Annotated in this window: 16 protein-coding genes; 2 read left to right on the forward strand and 14 right to left on the reverse strand. The window is 61.6% G+C overall.

The window, feature by feature from the left end:
* Positions 1-5: 5 nt before the first annotated feature.
* From M0R89_RS15135 to cbiT, 11 genes are read right to left on the reverse strand one after another with little or no spacing between them, the layout of a single operon-like run.
* Positions 6-1,259: an outer membrane protein assembly factor BamB family protein gene (locus M0R89_RS15135; protein WP_248649915.1), complete on the reverse strand. Its 1,254-nt coding sequence runs from the start codon at positions 1,257-1,259 to the stop codon at positions 6-8.
* A 19-nt stretch (positions 1,260-1,278) separates the two neighbouring features.
* Complete coding sequence (locus M0R89_RS15140) at positions 1,279-1,650, reverse strand: DUF3209 family protein (RefSeq protein ID WP_248649916.1); 372 nt, start codon at positions 1,648-1,650, stop codon at positions 1,279-1,281.
* 2 nt (positions 1,651-1,652) lie between these two features.
* The gene (locus M0R89_RS15145; protein ID WP_248649917.1) at positions 1,653-2,918 is read right to left on the reverse strand and encodes a CbiX/SirB N-terminal domain-containing protein; all 1,266 of its coding nucleotides are present in this window, start codon (positions 2,916-2,918) and stop codon (positions 1,653-1,655) included.
* Positions 2,915-3,634 (reverse strand): cobalamin biosynthesis protein, encoded by a 720-nt coding sequence (locus tag M0R89_RS15150; protein ID WP_248649918.1) that lies wholly within the window; start codon positions 3,632-3,634, stop codon positions 2,915-2,917. Before M0R89_RS15150 ends, M0R89_RS15145 begins: the two co-directional genes overlap by 4 nt.
* On the reverse strand, positions 3,634-3,903 hold the full coding sequence (locus tag M0R89_RS15155; protein WP_248649919.1) for a ferredoxin: 270 nt from the start codon (positions 3,901-3,903) through the stop codon (positions 3,634-3,636). Before M0R89_RS15155 ends, M0R89_RS15150 begins: the two co-directional genes overlap by 1 nt.
* A 3-nt stretch (positions 3,904-3,906) precedes the next feature.
* On the reverse strand, positions 3,907-4,890 hold the full coding sequence (gene cobJ / locus M0R89_RS15160; protein WP_248649920.1) for a precorrin-3B C(17)-methyltransferase: 984 nt from the start codon (positions 4,888-4,890) through the stop codon (positions 3,907-3,909).
* A 2-nt stretch (positions 4,891-4,892) separates the two neighbouring features.
* Positions 4,893-5,795 (reverse strand): precorrin-3B C(17)-methyltransferase, encoded by a 903-nt coding sequence (locus M0R89_RS15165; RefSeq protein WP_248649921.1) that lies wholly within the window; start codon positions 5,793-5,795, stop codon positions 4,893-4,895.
* Between the two features lies 1 nt (position 5,796).
* Positions 5,797-6,777, reverse strand: coding sequence for a cobalt-precorrin 5A hydrolase (cbiG, locus tag M0R89_RS15170; protein WP_248649922.1), 981 nt, complete (start codon positions 6,775-6,777; stop codon positions 5,797-5,799).
* A gap of 2 nt (positions 6,778-6,779) precedes the next feature.
* Positions 6,780-7,646, reverse strand: a complete 867-nt coding sequence (locus tag M0R89_RS15175) for a cobalt-precorrin-4/precorrin-4 C(11)-methyltransferase (protein WP_248649923.1) — start codon at positions 7,644-7,646, stop codon at positions 6,780-6,782.
* Positions 7,639-8,403, reverse strand: coding sequence for a cobalt-factor II C(20)-methyltransferase (locus tag M0R89_RS15180; protein WP_248649924.1), 765 nt, complete (start codon positions 8,401-8,403; stop codon positions 7,639-7,641). Before M0R89_RS15180 ends, M0R89_RS15175 begins: the two co-directional genes overlap by 8 nt.
* A complete protein-coding gene (gene cbiT, locus M0R89_RS15185) occupies positions 8,400-9,014 on the reverse strand; it encodes a precorrin-6Y C5,15-methyltransferase (decarboxylating) subunit CbiT (RefSeq protein ID WP_248649925.1) in 615 nt (204 codons plus the stop codon). Before cbiT ends, M0R89_RS15180 begins: the two co-directional genes overlap by 4 nt.
* Positions 9,015-9,162: 148 nt before the next feature.
* On the opposite strand from cbiT, the gene M0R89_RS15190 reads away from it, so the two are divergent.
* Complete coding sequence (locus tag M0R89_RS15190; protein WP_248652282.1) at positions 9,163-9,975, forward strand: DUF7839 domain-containing protein; 813 nt, start codon at positions 9,163-9,165, stop codon at positions 9,973-9,975.
* Positions 9,976-10,632: 657 nt separating this feature from the next.
* On the opposite strand, the gene M0R89_RS15195 is transcribed toward M0R89_RS15190, so the two are convergent.
* Positions 10,633-10,845 carry a hypothetical protein gene (locus tag M0R89_RS15195; RefSeq protein ID WP_248649926.1) on the reverse strand — a complete coding sequence of 71 codons (213 nt, stop codon included), beginning with the start codon at positions 10,843-10,845 and terminating at the stop codon, positions 10,633-10,635.
* A 694-nt stretch (positions 10,846-11,539) separates the two neighbouring features.
* Between M0R89_RS15195 and M0R89_RS15200 the strand changes: the two genes are divergently transcribed.
* Positions 11,540-12,922 (forward strand): ATP-binding protein, encoded by a 1,383-nt coding sequence (locus M0R89_RS15200; protein WP_248649927.1) that lies wholly within the window; start codon positions 11,540-11,542, stop codon positions 12,920-12,922.
* A gap of 24 nt (positions 12,923-12,946) precedes the next feature.
* Here M0R89_RS15200 and M0R89_RS15205 read toward each other — a convergent pair whose 3' ends face one another.
* Complete coding sequence (locus M0R89_RS15205; protein WP_248649928.1) at positions 12,947-14,131, reverse strand: tyrosine-type recombinase/integrase; 1,185 nt, start codon at positions 14,129-14,131, stop codon at positions 12,947-12,949.
* A gap of 74 nt (positions 14,132-14,205) precedes the next feature.
* Positions 14,206-14,706: a hypothetical protein gene (locus M0R89_RS15210; protein WP_248649929.1), complete on the reverse strand. Its 501-nt coding sequence runs from the start codon at positions 14,704-14,706 to the stop codon at positions 14,206-14,208.
* Positions 14,707-15,022 lie beyond the last annotated feature (316 nt).

A 15,022-nucleotide genomic window follows, 5' to 3' on the forward strand; every position in this document is an offset into this window, starting at 1 on the left:
TGCGCTCAGCAGTGGAGGCGGTACGACCCTCGGACCGCGTCCTCGTCGTGGTAAGCGACGGGTTCCTCCACCGCCGCGACCCGACCGTCCTCAATTGCGGCCGCGGTGACGACGCCCGATATCGGTCGACCCGCAGTTCGACCGTCAGTCACGTCGAATTTGGACAGCGCGTGCGCGTTGGGATCTCGCTCCCGGAAGTGCTGGGCCGCGGGGACCGCGATACGGTCCCCGTCGGTCGCTACTCCGTGGACGAACCCTCCGACCGACGACTCCCAGCGAATCTCGCCTTCTGGACTGACACCGACGGCCGCGTGTTCGGTGGGATGGCGGGCGTCCGTCTCTCGTCCGTCTTCGGGATACGTGTTGCCGGTGACGAAGACGACACCGTCTCCGGTAGCATGCACGTGATTCGGATACGCGTAGACCGTCTCCTCCCCACAGTCGACGGGGCGGCCCAGGTCGACCGCCCATCGGACGCCGTCGTCGTCGAGGAAGTATCCGCGGTAGTCGGCGTGGCTAGCCACTGCAATCCCGTCCTCGGTGAGCGAGAGGTCCCCGACGCGTCGCTCTCCGTCACCCGGCGGGTCCCAACGACGACGTACCGTTCCAGTGTCCGCGTCGAGGGCGACGAATCCGTCGGAATCGGTTCCGGGACACCGATTGGATCCCACGGCGACGGTCCCGTTACGGACACTGAGCGCAATCGGCGAAGCGTCCGTCTCGTAACGCCACGCCACCGTGCCGTCGGATTCGAACGCGTACACGACGCTATCGAAGTTCCGTGTACCGTCTGACTCTCGGTAGTAGCGGCGAGCGGCGACGTACGCCCGCCGGCCGTCCGTGGTCGCGTCCAAGACGAACGGTAGGAAGAACCGAGTCCGTTTCGCCGGGTCACCGACGTCGTCCGCGGAGCGATAGCTCCACCGTTGTTTCCCAGTGTCGGCGTCGAGCAGACGGATGTCGCCGTCGGGGCCGCGTTCCCCGGCGAGGAAGCCGTCCGCGAACGCAGTCAGTGAAACGACACTCCCTGAGACGCCGTCGGATGTCCCATCCGGCGAGCCCCGGTTCGGTTCCCTCGGCGGAACGCTCTCATTCCGCCAACGTTCGTCCAGCGTATCGACTTCGAACGCGACGACCGATCCGTCGGCGAGACCGACGACGACTGTGTCGTCGCGGAGGCAAACACTGGACCTGCGGCCGAGCTGGCGAGACCCTGCGGGGTCGACGCTTCCGAGGTCCACAGCTCGTTCGACGATCACTCGCGGTCGCTTCGCGGATTCAGTCATCGACGGGGAACGCTTCGTGGAGGACGTCGTGTGACGTCCCGAGGTCGTCCAACAGCGACTCCCCGTGGTCGGTCAACCGAGCGAGCGACTGCTCGGCGTCGCGGACCGCGACGAGCCGTCCCCGGAGGTAGTCGTACTCCGGGTCGCTCTCGTCGGCGGTCGCGATCTGCTCTTCCAGGTCGACGAGGGCCGCATCGAGGTGGCGTCGGAGTTCGGAGAGGCTCTCAGCGTTCGCCAGTCCCTCTACAGGACCCTCGAGGTGTCCTTCCAGTTCTTTCTCGGCGTGCTCCCGGACGCTCCGGTCGCTCGTGCCGAGGACGTTCATCAATCCGAGTCGCAGCGCTTCGATTTCGTGACAGCTCATGGTTACAGGGTTTGGTCGACGATATCCGAAACGATTCGATCCCGGTCGAGGTGGGACGAGACGACACGCTCCGCGTCGTTCTGGTCGACGCCGCCGTACCAGACGCCGTCGGGATAGACGGCGACCATCGGTCCGTCGCCGCACCGCCCGAGACAAGACGTGCGCGTGACGCGTGCATCGCACTCCTCCGAGTCTCGGACGGACTGGCGCAGGCGTTCGAGGACTGCCGGCGCACCGTCTGCTGCGCACGTCTGGTTAGTGCAGACGGCGACGTGCTTCTCCGGCGCGTCGTGGGTATGCGGTTCCTCGTCCACGGACTCGCGGTCGGCGTGTGACTCCTGATGAGTCAGCGCCCGCAGCATGGCCCGCGCACCGCCGACATCCTCCTCGTAGCCGTCGAGTTCGACTTTGTGCTTACAGGTGTCACACGACATGCGGACGCTGTCCGTGCGCGCCTCCTGCCAACGGTCGCCGAGCACGTCCAGGAGTCTCGAGTCCGTCCCGAGCGGATCTCCGGCCGCGGCGTCCACGTACGGGTACTCGTCGTCGAACTCCGCCGTCCGGTCGCGAATGCGTTGCGTAAGCACGCCGTCGCCCAGCATGTACGGAAGGACGACGACGCTATCCGGCCGGTGCTTCGCCACGTCGTGAAGTGCGTCCTGCAAACGAGGCTCGGTGACCCCGACGAAACAGGACTCGACGCGGTCGAACTTGCGGCCTTCGTACAGGAGCCGGGCCAGCTTGTGAACGTCGCCGTTGGCGTCCGGGTCGCTCGATCCGCGTGCGCAGAGAACGACCGCGACGTCGTCCGCCTCACGGTCGACGCTCAGGTCTGCCTCCACCGCGGCGGCCCGGTCGTCGAGCAAGTCGACGATTGCCGGATGAACGCCGAGGTGAGACCCGTTGTGGAGCGTCAGGTCGGAGTACTCCGACCGGGCTTGCTGGATAGCCAACGGTACGTCGTTCTTGACGTGACTCGCAGCGAACAGCGAGAGCTGGACGACGGTTATCTCGGACACCGCTGGCGCGAGGCTACCGATCGCCTCCGGTATCGTCGGTTCCGCGAGCTCTAGAAACCCGACGTCTACAGGGACGCCGAGTCGCTCTTCCAGACCGACGGCGAGTTCGCGAACCTGCTCGTTCGACTTCTCCCGACGCGAACCGTGCCCGACCAGCAACACCGCCTCGTCGTCGAACTCACCGCTGGCGTCTCCCGGGCTAACTGCTCCGTCGCGGCTGGACCCTTCTTCGTCGCTACTCCGACTCATCTGTCTCCAGCGCGTTCGAGACTCTTCAGTAGTTTCTGCCGTCGCGTCGGGGCGAATAGTCCGCTCTCCTCGCAGTTTTCGTACAGCCAGGGGCCGGCCTCCGGGACGGCCTCGTCGCTCACACCGAACCAGTAACTGCCCGATGACGACTCGGCGATATCGCTCGCGGGTGCGTCCGGTGGAATTCTGTCGAGGAGACCTCGGACGGATTCGAGGAGCTGTCGGTCGTCGTGGACGAACGATATGCCGACGGAGCCCTGCTCCGTCGAGCCTCCGCTCTCTTCGCTCGCGGAGACGCCGACCGTCTCGGCATCGCTCTTGAAACAGACCGTGCCACATCCCTCGAGTAGTCCCCGGAGGAGCTGGCGCTCGTACCCCTCGAAGGCGTCCAAGCGGTACCCGCCGGGGTCGCCGCTCATGGGGAGCCCGAACGCCGCGGCTGCGCGTTCTGCCACGCCACCGAAGACTTGTATCGTGTACTCGTCCTCCGTGCGCGTGATGGCCGTGTCGTGGGCGTACTCGCGTTCGACGATACGGTGGTCGACCTGTTCGTCGCCAGCAATAGCCGCGAGTCGGCGAGCGGCCGTCTCGTCGTTCGCGCGGACGGTGAGACAGCCCTCTTCGAGGTCGCCATCGCCGATGGCTCGCCCCCAGAAGTACGCGGTTTCCGGGTGTCTCGCGAGCAGGTCCGCCGGAGTACCGGTCTCCATCGACATCAGCACTCCTCCACGGTGATTGCGCCCGGCGGACAGGCAGTGGCCGCCTGTCGCGCCTCGTCGGCGCGATCGTCGTCGAACTCCGCGACTATCCGTCCGTCTTCCTCGCGGATGATACCCTCGTCGGTCCCGCTCGGCGGGACAGGGTCCGACGCCGGATCAATCGTCGCCAATCCGTCCTCGCCCTCAACGAAACGCGGGTCCCGCGTGAGGCAGGCGAAGATTCCCTCGCACGCGTCCTTGTCGACGATAATTCGGTAGCCGGTCATGGTTCAGTAATCGTACTTGCTCTCGTACCCGCGCGGGGTCACCATGCGGTCGTCCCAGACGTACGTGTCCTCGTTGCCGACGAGAATCGTCGTCGTCATGTCTACGAGGTCGGTCTCGCCGAGCTCTTCGAGGTCGCCGAGCTCGACGATTTCGGCCCGCTCATCGTCTCGGCCTGCTCCGTGAACTATGCCGACCGGTGTCTCGGGGTCGCGATGTTCCAGCAGTATCTCGCAGCACTTCTCGAAGTTCTCCCGGCGCTTGCGACTCCACGGGTTATAGATGGTGATGGTGAATCCCTCCTTCGCGGCGGCGTGGAGGCGCGACTCGATGGTCGGCATCGGCGTCAGGTGGTCCGACAGCGAGATACTGACGGTGTCGTTGACGAGCGGTGCGCCGACCCGCGCCGCACACGACTGGGCCGCCGGAACGCCGGGGACGACCTCGAAGTCGAGCGTGCTGGCCGTCGCGCCTTTGGATTCCACGATTTCGAGCGCGAGACCGCCGAGCGCGTACACGTTCGGGTCTCCGCTGCCGACGATGGCGACGTGGTTCCCCGCGAGCGCGCGGTCGACCGCCTCCTCGGTGCGCGAGACTTCGCCGCACATCGGCGTGTCGTACAGCTCGTCCGCGGCCTCGGTGATCTCGTCGGGCAGGAGTTCGATGTACGTCGTGTAGCCGACGATGTGTTCGGCCTCGTGCAGTGCCACCCGGGCGCGCTGGGTCATCCCCTCCGCGTGACCCGGGCCGAGCCCGACCGCGACGAGCCTGCCGGGGTCGGCGTCGAAGTCGTCGACGGTCGCACCGACTTCTTCTTCGGTCGATTCGTTCGTCGAACCACCGCAACTCGAACTCGAGGACGAGTCGGACTCCGACCCGCCGCACTTCGACGATGTCTCTTCAGCGGCCGTCGACCCGCCGCACTTCGATTCGGTGGTGTCCGTCTTCGATGCTCCGCACTTCGACTCGGTAGTGTCGTCCGTACTCATTGTTAGAAGTCGTCGACGTCACGCCCGCCGCGCGGGGTGACGAGATGCTTTCCGTGGTCGTTCTCCCAGACGTTCGTTTCGTGATTGCCGACGAGAATGGAGGTGCCCATCCCGCCGACCTTGTCGTCGTGGTCGTTCGCCTCTCGCAGCGTCGTGATGGTGTGGTTCTCACCGTCCTGATTTCGACCCGTATCGCCGCGACTAGCGTCGTTGAAGATGGCGACCGGAACGTCGTCGGCGCGCTCCTCGCGGATGACGTCGATCGCCCGCTGGTAATCCCGCCAACAGTTGTACAAGACGATGACGAACCCGCTGATCGCGGCTGCGCGCAACTTCTCCTCGATTTCGTTCCAGCCGCGCCACTTGTCCGACAGCGAAATCGTACAGAAGTCGTTCGACAGCGGTGCACCGAGGTTCGCCGCACCGCCGAGCGCCGCGGTCACGCCGGGCACGACTTCGATGGGGACGTCGTACGCCTCGTCTTCTTCCGCCATGAGATACAGAAGGTCGCTTTTTCCGTACACGTTCGGATCGCCGCCCGAGACGTGGGCGACGTCCTCTCCGTCACGGACGCGCTCGAAGGCCTCGCGGGCGAGTTCGATCTGTCGCCCCATCGTCGACCGAACGATCTCCTGCTGGGTCCCGTCCGGTCGGGCGGCGACACTTCCGTCAGATCCGGTCTGACGACGTGCCGAGCGAGACTCGGCACCGCCATCGGTGACGGCATCCTCCGGCGGAAGCGTGCCGTCGCGCCGGAGGAAATCCTGATAGAGGTTCGACGCGATGACGCAGTCCGCGTTGGCGATGACGTCCTTCGCACGCTGAGTCATAGCGTGTGGAAGCCCGGGACCGATACCGACGACGTAGAGCGTTCCCATCTCGCCCGTATTTTGGTGGTCACTCATATTACCGCCCCACCGCGACCGTCACCGCGTCTTCGAACCGCTCTTTCTCCCGAGCGAGCTCGTGTTCCCGGCCGCCTGCGATGGCCGACGCCTCGGCGATTCCCGGCCACCCGATGAGTTCCTTGGAGCGCGACGGCGAGGGGCCCTCGAACCCTTCCAAGGTCTCCCTTTCGAATAGGACGACGCCGAGACCCGTTTCCTGTGCTGCCTCGTAGAGTCCTTCTTCGTCCTCCTTTCTGGTCCCGGTGGCGACGAAGTCCACGTCGTCGAAATCCAGATTCAGGTCGTCGAGTGCGGTTTCCCACGCGTCGAGCACCTGTTCGGACTCCACGCCCGAGACGGTGCCCGTTCCGAGAACCACACCGTCGTTTCCGTTGCGCTTTAGAACGGTCACGTCGTCGTCGACGAGCACCGCACGCGGTCCATCGAGACGGGTGACGGGGCCGAGTTCGTCGTTCAGGACAGCGAGGTTGGTCGCGACCGTGGAGTCGCCGTTGACAACGTGGGCGTCTAGTGCCTTCGCCTTGCTTTCGACGCCCTGCTTGCCTGCGGCTTCGCTCGCCGTGGTCATTGCCGGGACCGCACCCATCTCCGAGAGGTCGTGAGCGACCTGATTAGCGCCGTGGTGGCCGCCCGTGATGGGAATAGCCCACGTGAGTTCTTCGTCGATGACGACGATGGCGGGGTCCTCCCACTTGTCGTCGAGCAGGGGTGCCGTCTTCCGCATCGCAATGCCGGAAGCCATGAGGCCGACGAAGCAGTCGTACTCGCCCCAAAGTTCGGCGAACACGTCGCCGTGATACTCGACGATGTCTACGCGGTCGTACTCGTCGCCGATCCCGTCCTTGATCTCGCGAGCGGTCTCGAGCTTACGTTCGAAGCTGATGATAGCTATCTCGTCTGCCACCTCGCCGTCGGAGTCCGGCGTGGAACAGTGGCCGCCCGATTCGCCCGATTCCGTCTCCTCTGTTTCGGTACTCATGATTAGTCGTCTGCTTCGCTTTCGTTCGAACCGCCATTCGCCCAGTCACCGTACAGGTAGGAGCGCTCGTACCCCGTTCCCTGTGCTGCTTCGCCGATAACGACGAGCGCGGAGGCACGATACCCCGCCGCGTCCACCTTCTCGCCAATGGTTGCGATTGTTCCCTCTATGACGTCTTCGTCCGGCCAAGATGCGTGGTAGATGACGGTGACCGGCGTGTCCGGGTCGTGTCCCTCGGCCAACAGCCGGTCCATCGTCTCGTCGACCGCGTGCGTCCCGAGATAGATGCAGGTCGTCACGTCGCCCATCTCGACGAACTCGCCGATGTGGTCCTCGTCGGGGTCGAGGGTCTTGCCTTGCGGCCGAGTGAACGCGACGTGGTTCGCCACGCCGTTCAGCGTGAGCTGCGTTCGGAGCGTGGCGCTCGCCGCGAACGCCGAGGTCACGCCCGGAACGATGTACGTCGGAACGCCTTCGTGTTCCAGCGCGTCCATCTGCTCCAGTGCCGCGCCGTAAACCGCGGGATCACCGCTGTGAAGGCGGACCACGTTACGTCCGTTCCGGTAGGCGTCCCTCATCAGCGGAATCAGTTCTTCGAGGTCCTTGCCGACGCTCGAGACCTGCTCGGCGTCCGCACAGTACTCCTCGAGGAGTTCACTGTTCACGAGCGACCCTGCATGAACGACGAGGTCCGCTGCTTCGACCAGTTCGCGACCCGTGACCGTCAGCAGCCCCGGATCGCCCGGTCCGGCGCCGATGAACGGAACCCCTTCCTGCACCTCACCCGCTGTGCGCTCGGAAATGCGGGAATCGCGCTGTCGAGTCCGAGTGGCCGACTCCGCATCGATGGCGTCTTGCGGGTCAGTCATCCGACGTCACCTCCGGAGGTACGTCGCCGTGCGCCTCGCCCTCCGCGCGTTCTCGCATCGCCGCGTCGACGCTCGTTTCGAACTGCGCGGTCGCCGGTTCGTACTCGACCTCGTGCTTCTCGGCGTAGGCTAGCGTGTAGTAGTCTCGTTCAACGACTACCTCCGGGTCCTCAGTCACGAGCGTCTCCCCCTGTTCCATGAACAGGCGACGACCGTACACTACGTCGTACCCCGCGTCGACGAGTTTCTCGTGAGTCGCCGGAGCATCAGTGACCTTGAACAGAATCATCCGATCCGGGCCCGTCGGGGCCGCACCCCGCGCGGCCTCGTGGAGTGCGAGGCTCATTCCCGACGAGATTTCGACGCCGAGGGCAGTCGCGAACGCGGTGACTGCACTCACTCCCGGGACGATTTCGGTGTCGACCTCCGGGTGGAACGCCGACATCGTGCGTCGGAGGTGACCGAACGTCGAGTAGACGTTCGGATCACCCAAGGTGACGAACACCGCGGTTTCGTCACGCGCCCGCGATGCGATTTCGTCGGCGGCTTCTTTCCAGGCCCGCCGAAGTTCGTCCTCGTCGCGAGTCATGGGGAAGTCCACATCGCCGATGCGGTCTTCCGGCACGTGCTCGGTCGCCACCGACCGAGAGAGTCGCCCCGGGGAGTAAACGACGTCCGCCTCTTCGAGGACGCGTTGCCCCTTGACGGTGACGAGGTCGGCGTCTCCGGGTCCGAGACCGACTCCGTATAGGCTCATCGCTTTCCCCCGTCTCGTTTCGAGAGACTTCGTTTTGCGCCGGTCGGTTCACCGCCGTCTGTCGCGACTTCGTTCGAACTACCGACCAACATGTAGACGGGGTTGTCAGAGTCGAAGCTGGTCGCACCGGCCAACTGGTACCCGTGACTCACCTGTAACTGGACGACTTCGTCGAGGAGGTTGCGCTCGCGGAACGCCTCGGTCGCTGCACCGGCGACTTCGAGTCTGGAGACGTTCATCACGACGCGGTCGATACCGGCTTCGACAGCGTGGTCGAGGACCGACTCGTAGTTCCTGCTTCCGCCGATGAATAGCGCGTCTGCGTCCTCCGGCAGTCCGTCCGGGGCCTCCACTTCACGGAGCGTGACGTCCGCAGAGACTTCGTTCGCTGCCAGGTTCTTGCGACTGACCTCCAGCCGTTCCGGTTTCCGTTCGATCGCAGTGACCCGCTCGGCGCGACGGGCGGCCTCGATGGTGACCGCACCGGTGCAAGAACCGACCTCGGCGAAGTGGTCGGTCGGCGCCAAGTCGAGTTTGCTGTGAAGGACCGCCCGAACCTCGGGTTTGGTCGGGCCCGCCTTCGCATCGTGTGGAAGTACTGTTCTCGCCATCACCGAATACAACTGTCGATGCCCCTAAAACAATTTTGGTTGTATTACCTCAATCTCGGTTTCTTTATTGAGCCGACTTCCGTCGACAAGAGCAACCTCATCGAGGTTAAGGCAAAGATACTTGAGTTATCGGGACTCACAGTCGATAATGACAAAAGAAATGGATGCGTCCGACGGCTCTGGCGTTCTACAGAGCAAGCGGAACGCCACTCGATATCAAATCTTGGTTCAGATCGCTGAACGTCAGCCAGCGGTGAGCCAGCAAGAAATCGCCGACGACATCGGCATCACCTCGCAGGCCGTGAGCGATTATCTCCGGGATCTGATCGAACAGGGGTACGTCAAAAAGCACGGCCGCGGACGATACGAGGTCACCAAGCAGGGCGTCGACTGGCTCATCTCGCAAACCGACGACCTCCGGGATTTCGTCCGTCACGTTTCGGAGGACGTAATCGGGCAGGTCGAAATCGAAACTGCGCTCGCGACGACGGCAATCGACGAAGGGCAGACGGTGTCGCTTTCGATGCGGGGCGGCGTTCTCCGAGCCACGCCGGGCGAAACCGCAGATGCAACCGCAGTTGCAGTTACGGACGCGGAGAAAGGACAGGACGTCGGCGTCACCGACTTCGAGGGCGTCCTTGACTACGACGTGGGGAGAGTGACTGTAATCTCGGTTCCGCAGGTTCAGGACGGAGGAAGCGCGGAGGTAGACTCCGCTACGGTTTCCGGCCACGTCGAAACCCACGACCTTCTGGTGACGTCTGGTACCGAAGCACTGGCCGTCGTCGAATCGACGAACCACGAGCCGGACGTTCGTTTCGGGACTCCGCTTGCGGTACAGGAAGCCGCCACGAAAGGACTGGACGTGCTGTTACTCGCCGTTACGAGCGAGCTTTCCACGCACACCGACAAACTCCGAGAGCAGAACATCAGTTACGAGGTAGTCGACGCGGCAGAGTAGCCCAGTCGGAGAACCCAATGAACGGATTCCCTATGATGAAAGAATCACCACTTTGGAGGGGAGCTTAGCCGACATACACGGTACTGTAGCGGAGATACGGAGTACCATCGTTAGTGGAGATTTCGCGTCGACGTTCGAGTTGGCAGAACGGGATTCGCTCAGTCTTCTAGCGGCGATGATGACCGGCCCCGACAACTGTGTTTACTGGCGACCCGAAACCCTTCAGTTGCTACGAACCGCCCGTCGTTTACGAGAGGACGGGATTCCTGTCTACTTCTCGGCGGACACCGATGCGACGGCGTATCTCAATACGACAGCTGAATTCGCAGAAGACGTCGCGAAGGGAGTCGAATCGTTGGGCATCGAATCCCGCATTTAGCGAGTCAGGGGCGGTGCCGAAGTTCTCCGGTCGCACTCGTTCTGTTTTCGCACGAATTTCACAGAATATCTTGGATGGATAAATCGTGCCACTATCTCCTGTTAGGAATACCTCACCCGGGAGACGGAAATCGACCGACGGGCCTTCCTGTCACCGGTCGGCCACGGAACCCCGGCGAAGGGAGGTGTCTCGCGGGGTTGGCGACATTCCCTCCAACGGCACCCATCTGTACCGTCGTGGGTGACGTTCGCCGTGTATCCACCGTCCTGCTCCCAGACCTATCGGTAGAACATGTCCATCCGATACGCGCGTGCTCGCACGGTCTCGACGGCGTAGTCATCAACCAGGTCCGAATTCTTGCCGAACGTGAGAAGCCACGTGAGACACCCTTCTCGTTGAGTGCGATAATCCTTCAACTGGCGCGGATTGAGGTTCTCCTTCGCAGTCTCGGTGACGACTAGAAGATCGTCAAGGAGGTCTTGATTGTTCACACTCGGCTCTCCTCCGGCAAACAGACCGCTGTCGGCCGAATTTTGGGTTGGCGTTCCTGCGAATCGAATTGGTCCGGCAAAACGCGAAATCGCCGGAAAGAAAGGGGTTTGGATGCTCCGTCAGGGATTTGAACCCTGGTCCTTGCCGTGAGAGGGCGCCTCAAGCCTCTTATAAATACTTGATGGCTAGCCCTCGATCCCTTATCCCGCGTCGCCTGTTTTCGTCCGTGTAGGCGTCTCTAACGGGCCCGAGCTTTATATAACACGGTGGAATTGCCGGAAAGGCAATGGAAGTTCAGTGGAATTCACCCAGGTCCATGCCCAACGTGGGTCAAAGAGAGGCAAGGACCTGGGGTCGCGGATTTCTCGATACTTTATATGTGAGCCGGGGGGTTAGCCCTTATTTCGATACATCCTATTCCGGATAACCGCGATTCTTTATAAGGACTCTCCGAAAGTGGCCGTCCTAAAGACGAACATCGGGATTTACCTGAAGTAAACCTAGACCGCTAACGACTCCTTGCGGGTTCAACCATGGTCAGGTAATCTGTCGATTTATCTCTGTGTCGATGATCGATTTCTGCCAATCAACTTCGAGAACTCACATCGCTCTACATTTGGAAGAAATCGTGATTTCTGAAATCGCAGTTTCCGAAATCGGAAGTTCCAATTAGGAGGAGACGCAACTGGCTGTATGGCTCAATTCGTTGATCGAGACGTCGAACTCGATCAACTCACAGACTGCTACGAGTCCGAGACCGCAGATCTGGTCGTGATTTACGGACGGCGTCGTCTCGGGAAGAGTGAGCTCGTTCGTCAGTCTATCGCTGACCGGGACGACGCCGTCTACTACCAAGCGGTCGAGTCAACGGCGCAGAACCAGCTCGAACAGTTCGTCGATACCACCACCGCACAGTTCTCCTCATTGCGGAACGTCCGCCGTGATTGGGAGGCCCTTCTCGAAGCACTCGGTGAGGAAGACGCTATCGTCGTCATCGACGAGTTCCCCTTCCTCATCGAGGAGGACGAGTCGCTTCCCTCGCGGATTCAACGCGTCTGGGATATGGAGCTCCAAGAAACCGGGATGACGCTCGTTCTCGTCGGCTCCTCGATCAGCGTCATGGAGGACAAGGTACTCTCCGGAAGCGCACCGCTGTACGGTCGCGGGACGGCGACGATTGACCTCAAGCCCCTCTCCGCAGCTGATGCGCGCCAGTTCTTCCCGGAGTATGACCCCGAGACTGCCATCACCGCGTGGTCGATCTACGGCGGCACACCGTACTACCTGCAGACTATCGATCCAGAGCAGTCGCTGGGGACAAACGTTCAGCAATCGATCCTCTCGGAGCGCGGCCTCTTGTACTCAGAGCCGGAGTTCTTACTCCGGACCGAACTTCGGCAGCCGAACACGTACTTCAGCATTCTCTGCGCGCTCGCTCACGGGCGTCGGACCCCCAACGAGATCGCGGGCATGGCCGGCGTGGAGTCGGGATCGCTCAGCACGTACCTCCAGAAGCTTCGCCGGCTCCGCCTCGTCGAACGCCACATTCCCGTGACAGAATCGCCGATGGCCTCTCAGCGCGGCCGATATCGCATCGCCGCGCCGCTGTTCCGGTTTTGGTTCCGGTTCGTGTACGGGAATCAGGACCAACTTCGGATGCTCGGCGACGACGCCTACGACGAACTCGTTGCGCCCGAACTCGCGGATTACGTGAGTCCGTTGTTCGAACGCCTCTGCCAGCGAGCGCTCCCGAAACTCATCGACCGCCGATTCCGTGACGTCGGGCAATGGTGGTTCAAAGAACACGAACTAGATGTCCTCGGTCTCACCGCTGACGGAGTCGTCGCGGGCGAGTGTAAGTTCACCTCCCGGCCCGTTAGTGAAGGCGTTCTCACCGATCTCGAACGCACGACGACGGAGGTGCGCTGGTCAGGGGAGCCAGCAGACGGGGAGACGCTATACGTCCTGTTCAGCCGCTCCGGCTACACCGACGATCTCGAACACGTCGCTGACAAACGCGATGACGTCCTCCTCTTCGACCTCTCGGACGTCCTCTCATCACTATCAAATACGTAGCAGAGAACTGCGAGCCGCAGCTTACTACTTTCCTTCTATACTCACGTGCACCGCTGAACAATTCGGAATATGGTCGGAATAGTTCGCTATTGCGGCTCCGCACCAGTCACACGTTTGCTGTTCCCGTAGGGCTGACTCTTTGTCGATTGGTTGTCGGCAGTGGAGACACCGATCCTTCTCGCGTGGAGTTCGTTGATGACAACGCGGGCATTCGACCGGAGCCGTCGACTCAGGCTCTTCCGCGTCACTGATCTCCAACCCATGGGCACGAGCGACTTCTCGACCGGTGTCGTCAGCGAAGACGGAAACGTACCGGGAAGCAACGTCACTTCCGCGAGTCCACCCATGATGGTCCTCGATGTGTGCCTGATTAAGTCCTCGTGAGGCGAGGTGGGAGGCACTCGACTTTCGGAGGTTCGTGAACGTCACCGGTTTACTCACTCCTGCCCGGTCTGCCGCGTCCTTCACGGCGGTTCGAAGGGCGTTATAGCTGGGTGCTTCTGGCGCGGTCAATTTCGCCCACAGGGGTGCGTCCGGATCAGCACCCGGGTGATCGGCGAACCACCGCTGGAGGAAGGGAACGCTCGGAATCAGGGGGACCGTCCGCTGTCCCATCTTTCCTCGGACAGTGATTTGATAGCCGTGTGCGTACTCCGTCACGTCACCGAGAGTGAGACTGCGAAGCTCCCCAGACCGCGGTCCAGCATCCCATGCCACAGCAATCAGCGCTGCATCACGAGCATTACGCGTCGCCTCGATCAGAGGAAGTACGTCCTCCTTCCACTGAAGCATATCACTAGGTTCAGGAGCCGGATCATACGTACTCGGAGTGTTTGATGGAATCCAAGCCATCGATTCAGGCGGATCGTCGCCGTTTCGGTCGGTAACGCGCCGCCCGAATTGCTTCAGCGCTACTCGGTAGTCCCGGTTAGTCTCGGGGTTATCGTACGTGCGGTGAATCCATCGAACGATCTCTTTCGCAGCATCCTCGCTTTCGAGCGCATCGACCGGACTTCCAGCGTGCTCGGCCATTCTCACGTTATGGCGGAGTAGCTTGAGATGCCGTTGATCCCCGACTTGACTCGGAATGAGGAAGAGTCCGTTACTGAACTTTAGCAGAGCCTCCTGATTAGCGTCATCGAGCTCTCGTTCCCCGTTTCGAATCTTCTCTCGAAGCGTCTCGATCTGGCTGTCGGCGTTTTTCGTCATGAACCAAACCGTGGGAGGGTTACACGAGACAGGTGGGCGAATGTTATGACATCCCCACCAGACGGGGTATCGTATCAGAAGTTCGTTGGAGGGAGGAGGTCACAGAGGACAGGTGCTTGTTCAAGGAGTGTGTCAAAGAGCCGTTCAGTACGCCGGTACAATATGTGGTGTTCATCGACAGTGTAGGCAGCCTCCTTATCGTCCGTTCGAGAAATGAAGTCATTGTCGAGAAGCGGAGCGAGAGTAGCATCCAGCGCACGTCCCGAACGTCCGGACTCAACTTCGAGTGTACGACGAGGAAACCGGGAACGGAAACCACGCATACAGCAGCTCAAAACGTGGACGCGGCGGTCAATGAACAACTCATTTAGCTCAGAGCGGTGGGTCCGTGTCCAGTAGTCATCAAGTTTGACGTAGATCTTGACGATGGCAGGCAGTTCGTTAAGACTGCCGTTAGCGGGAACGACCCCGAGGTCGTTGAGCGCGTGAAGGTCGTGCGTGTCGAGAGACTCACCCAGCGGGTGGAGATCTGTCCGAAGCGCCCCATAATACCGTGTTATGGGGGCCTCTATCACCGGTTCAAATCTACTCGTTTAGTGGAATATCCCATCATAGGTTCGGAGTTACGGAGGTTTCATGGCGGGAATTCAGTCCTTCGCAGTGTGAGATGCGATTGATGCGCTTGAAGACGAAGGCGTCCTATAGGAAATCAGGGAAAGACTGCAATAAGGCCTATCATGCGAAGGAAATCTTCGATATACTTGACTATCCAAAGGAGCGTATTCAAACTCTTTCACCCAATTGGACATCGCCGACTCCATTAATGAGGTGGATTCCTGGTTTGAGGACTGCCGGAAGATAGCGAATCGCCTTAACATCATATACCCAGTA

It is taken from the genome of Halorussus limi (assembly GCF_023238205.1).
Lineage (GTDB): Archaea > Halobacteriota > Halobacteria > Halobacteriales > Haladaptataceae > Halorussus > Halorussus limi.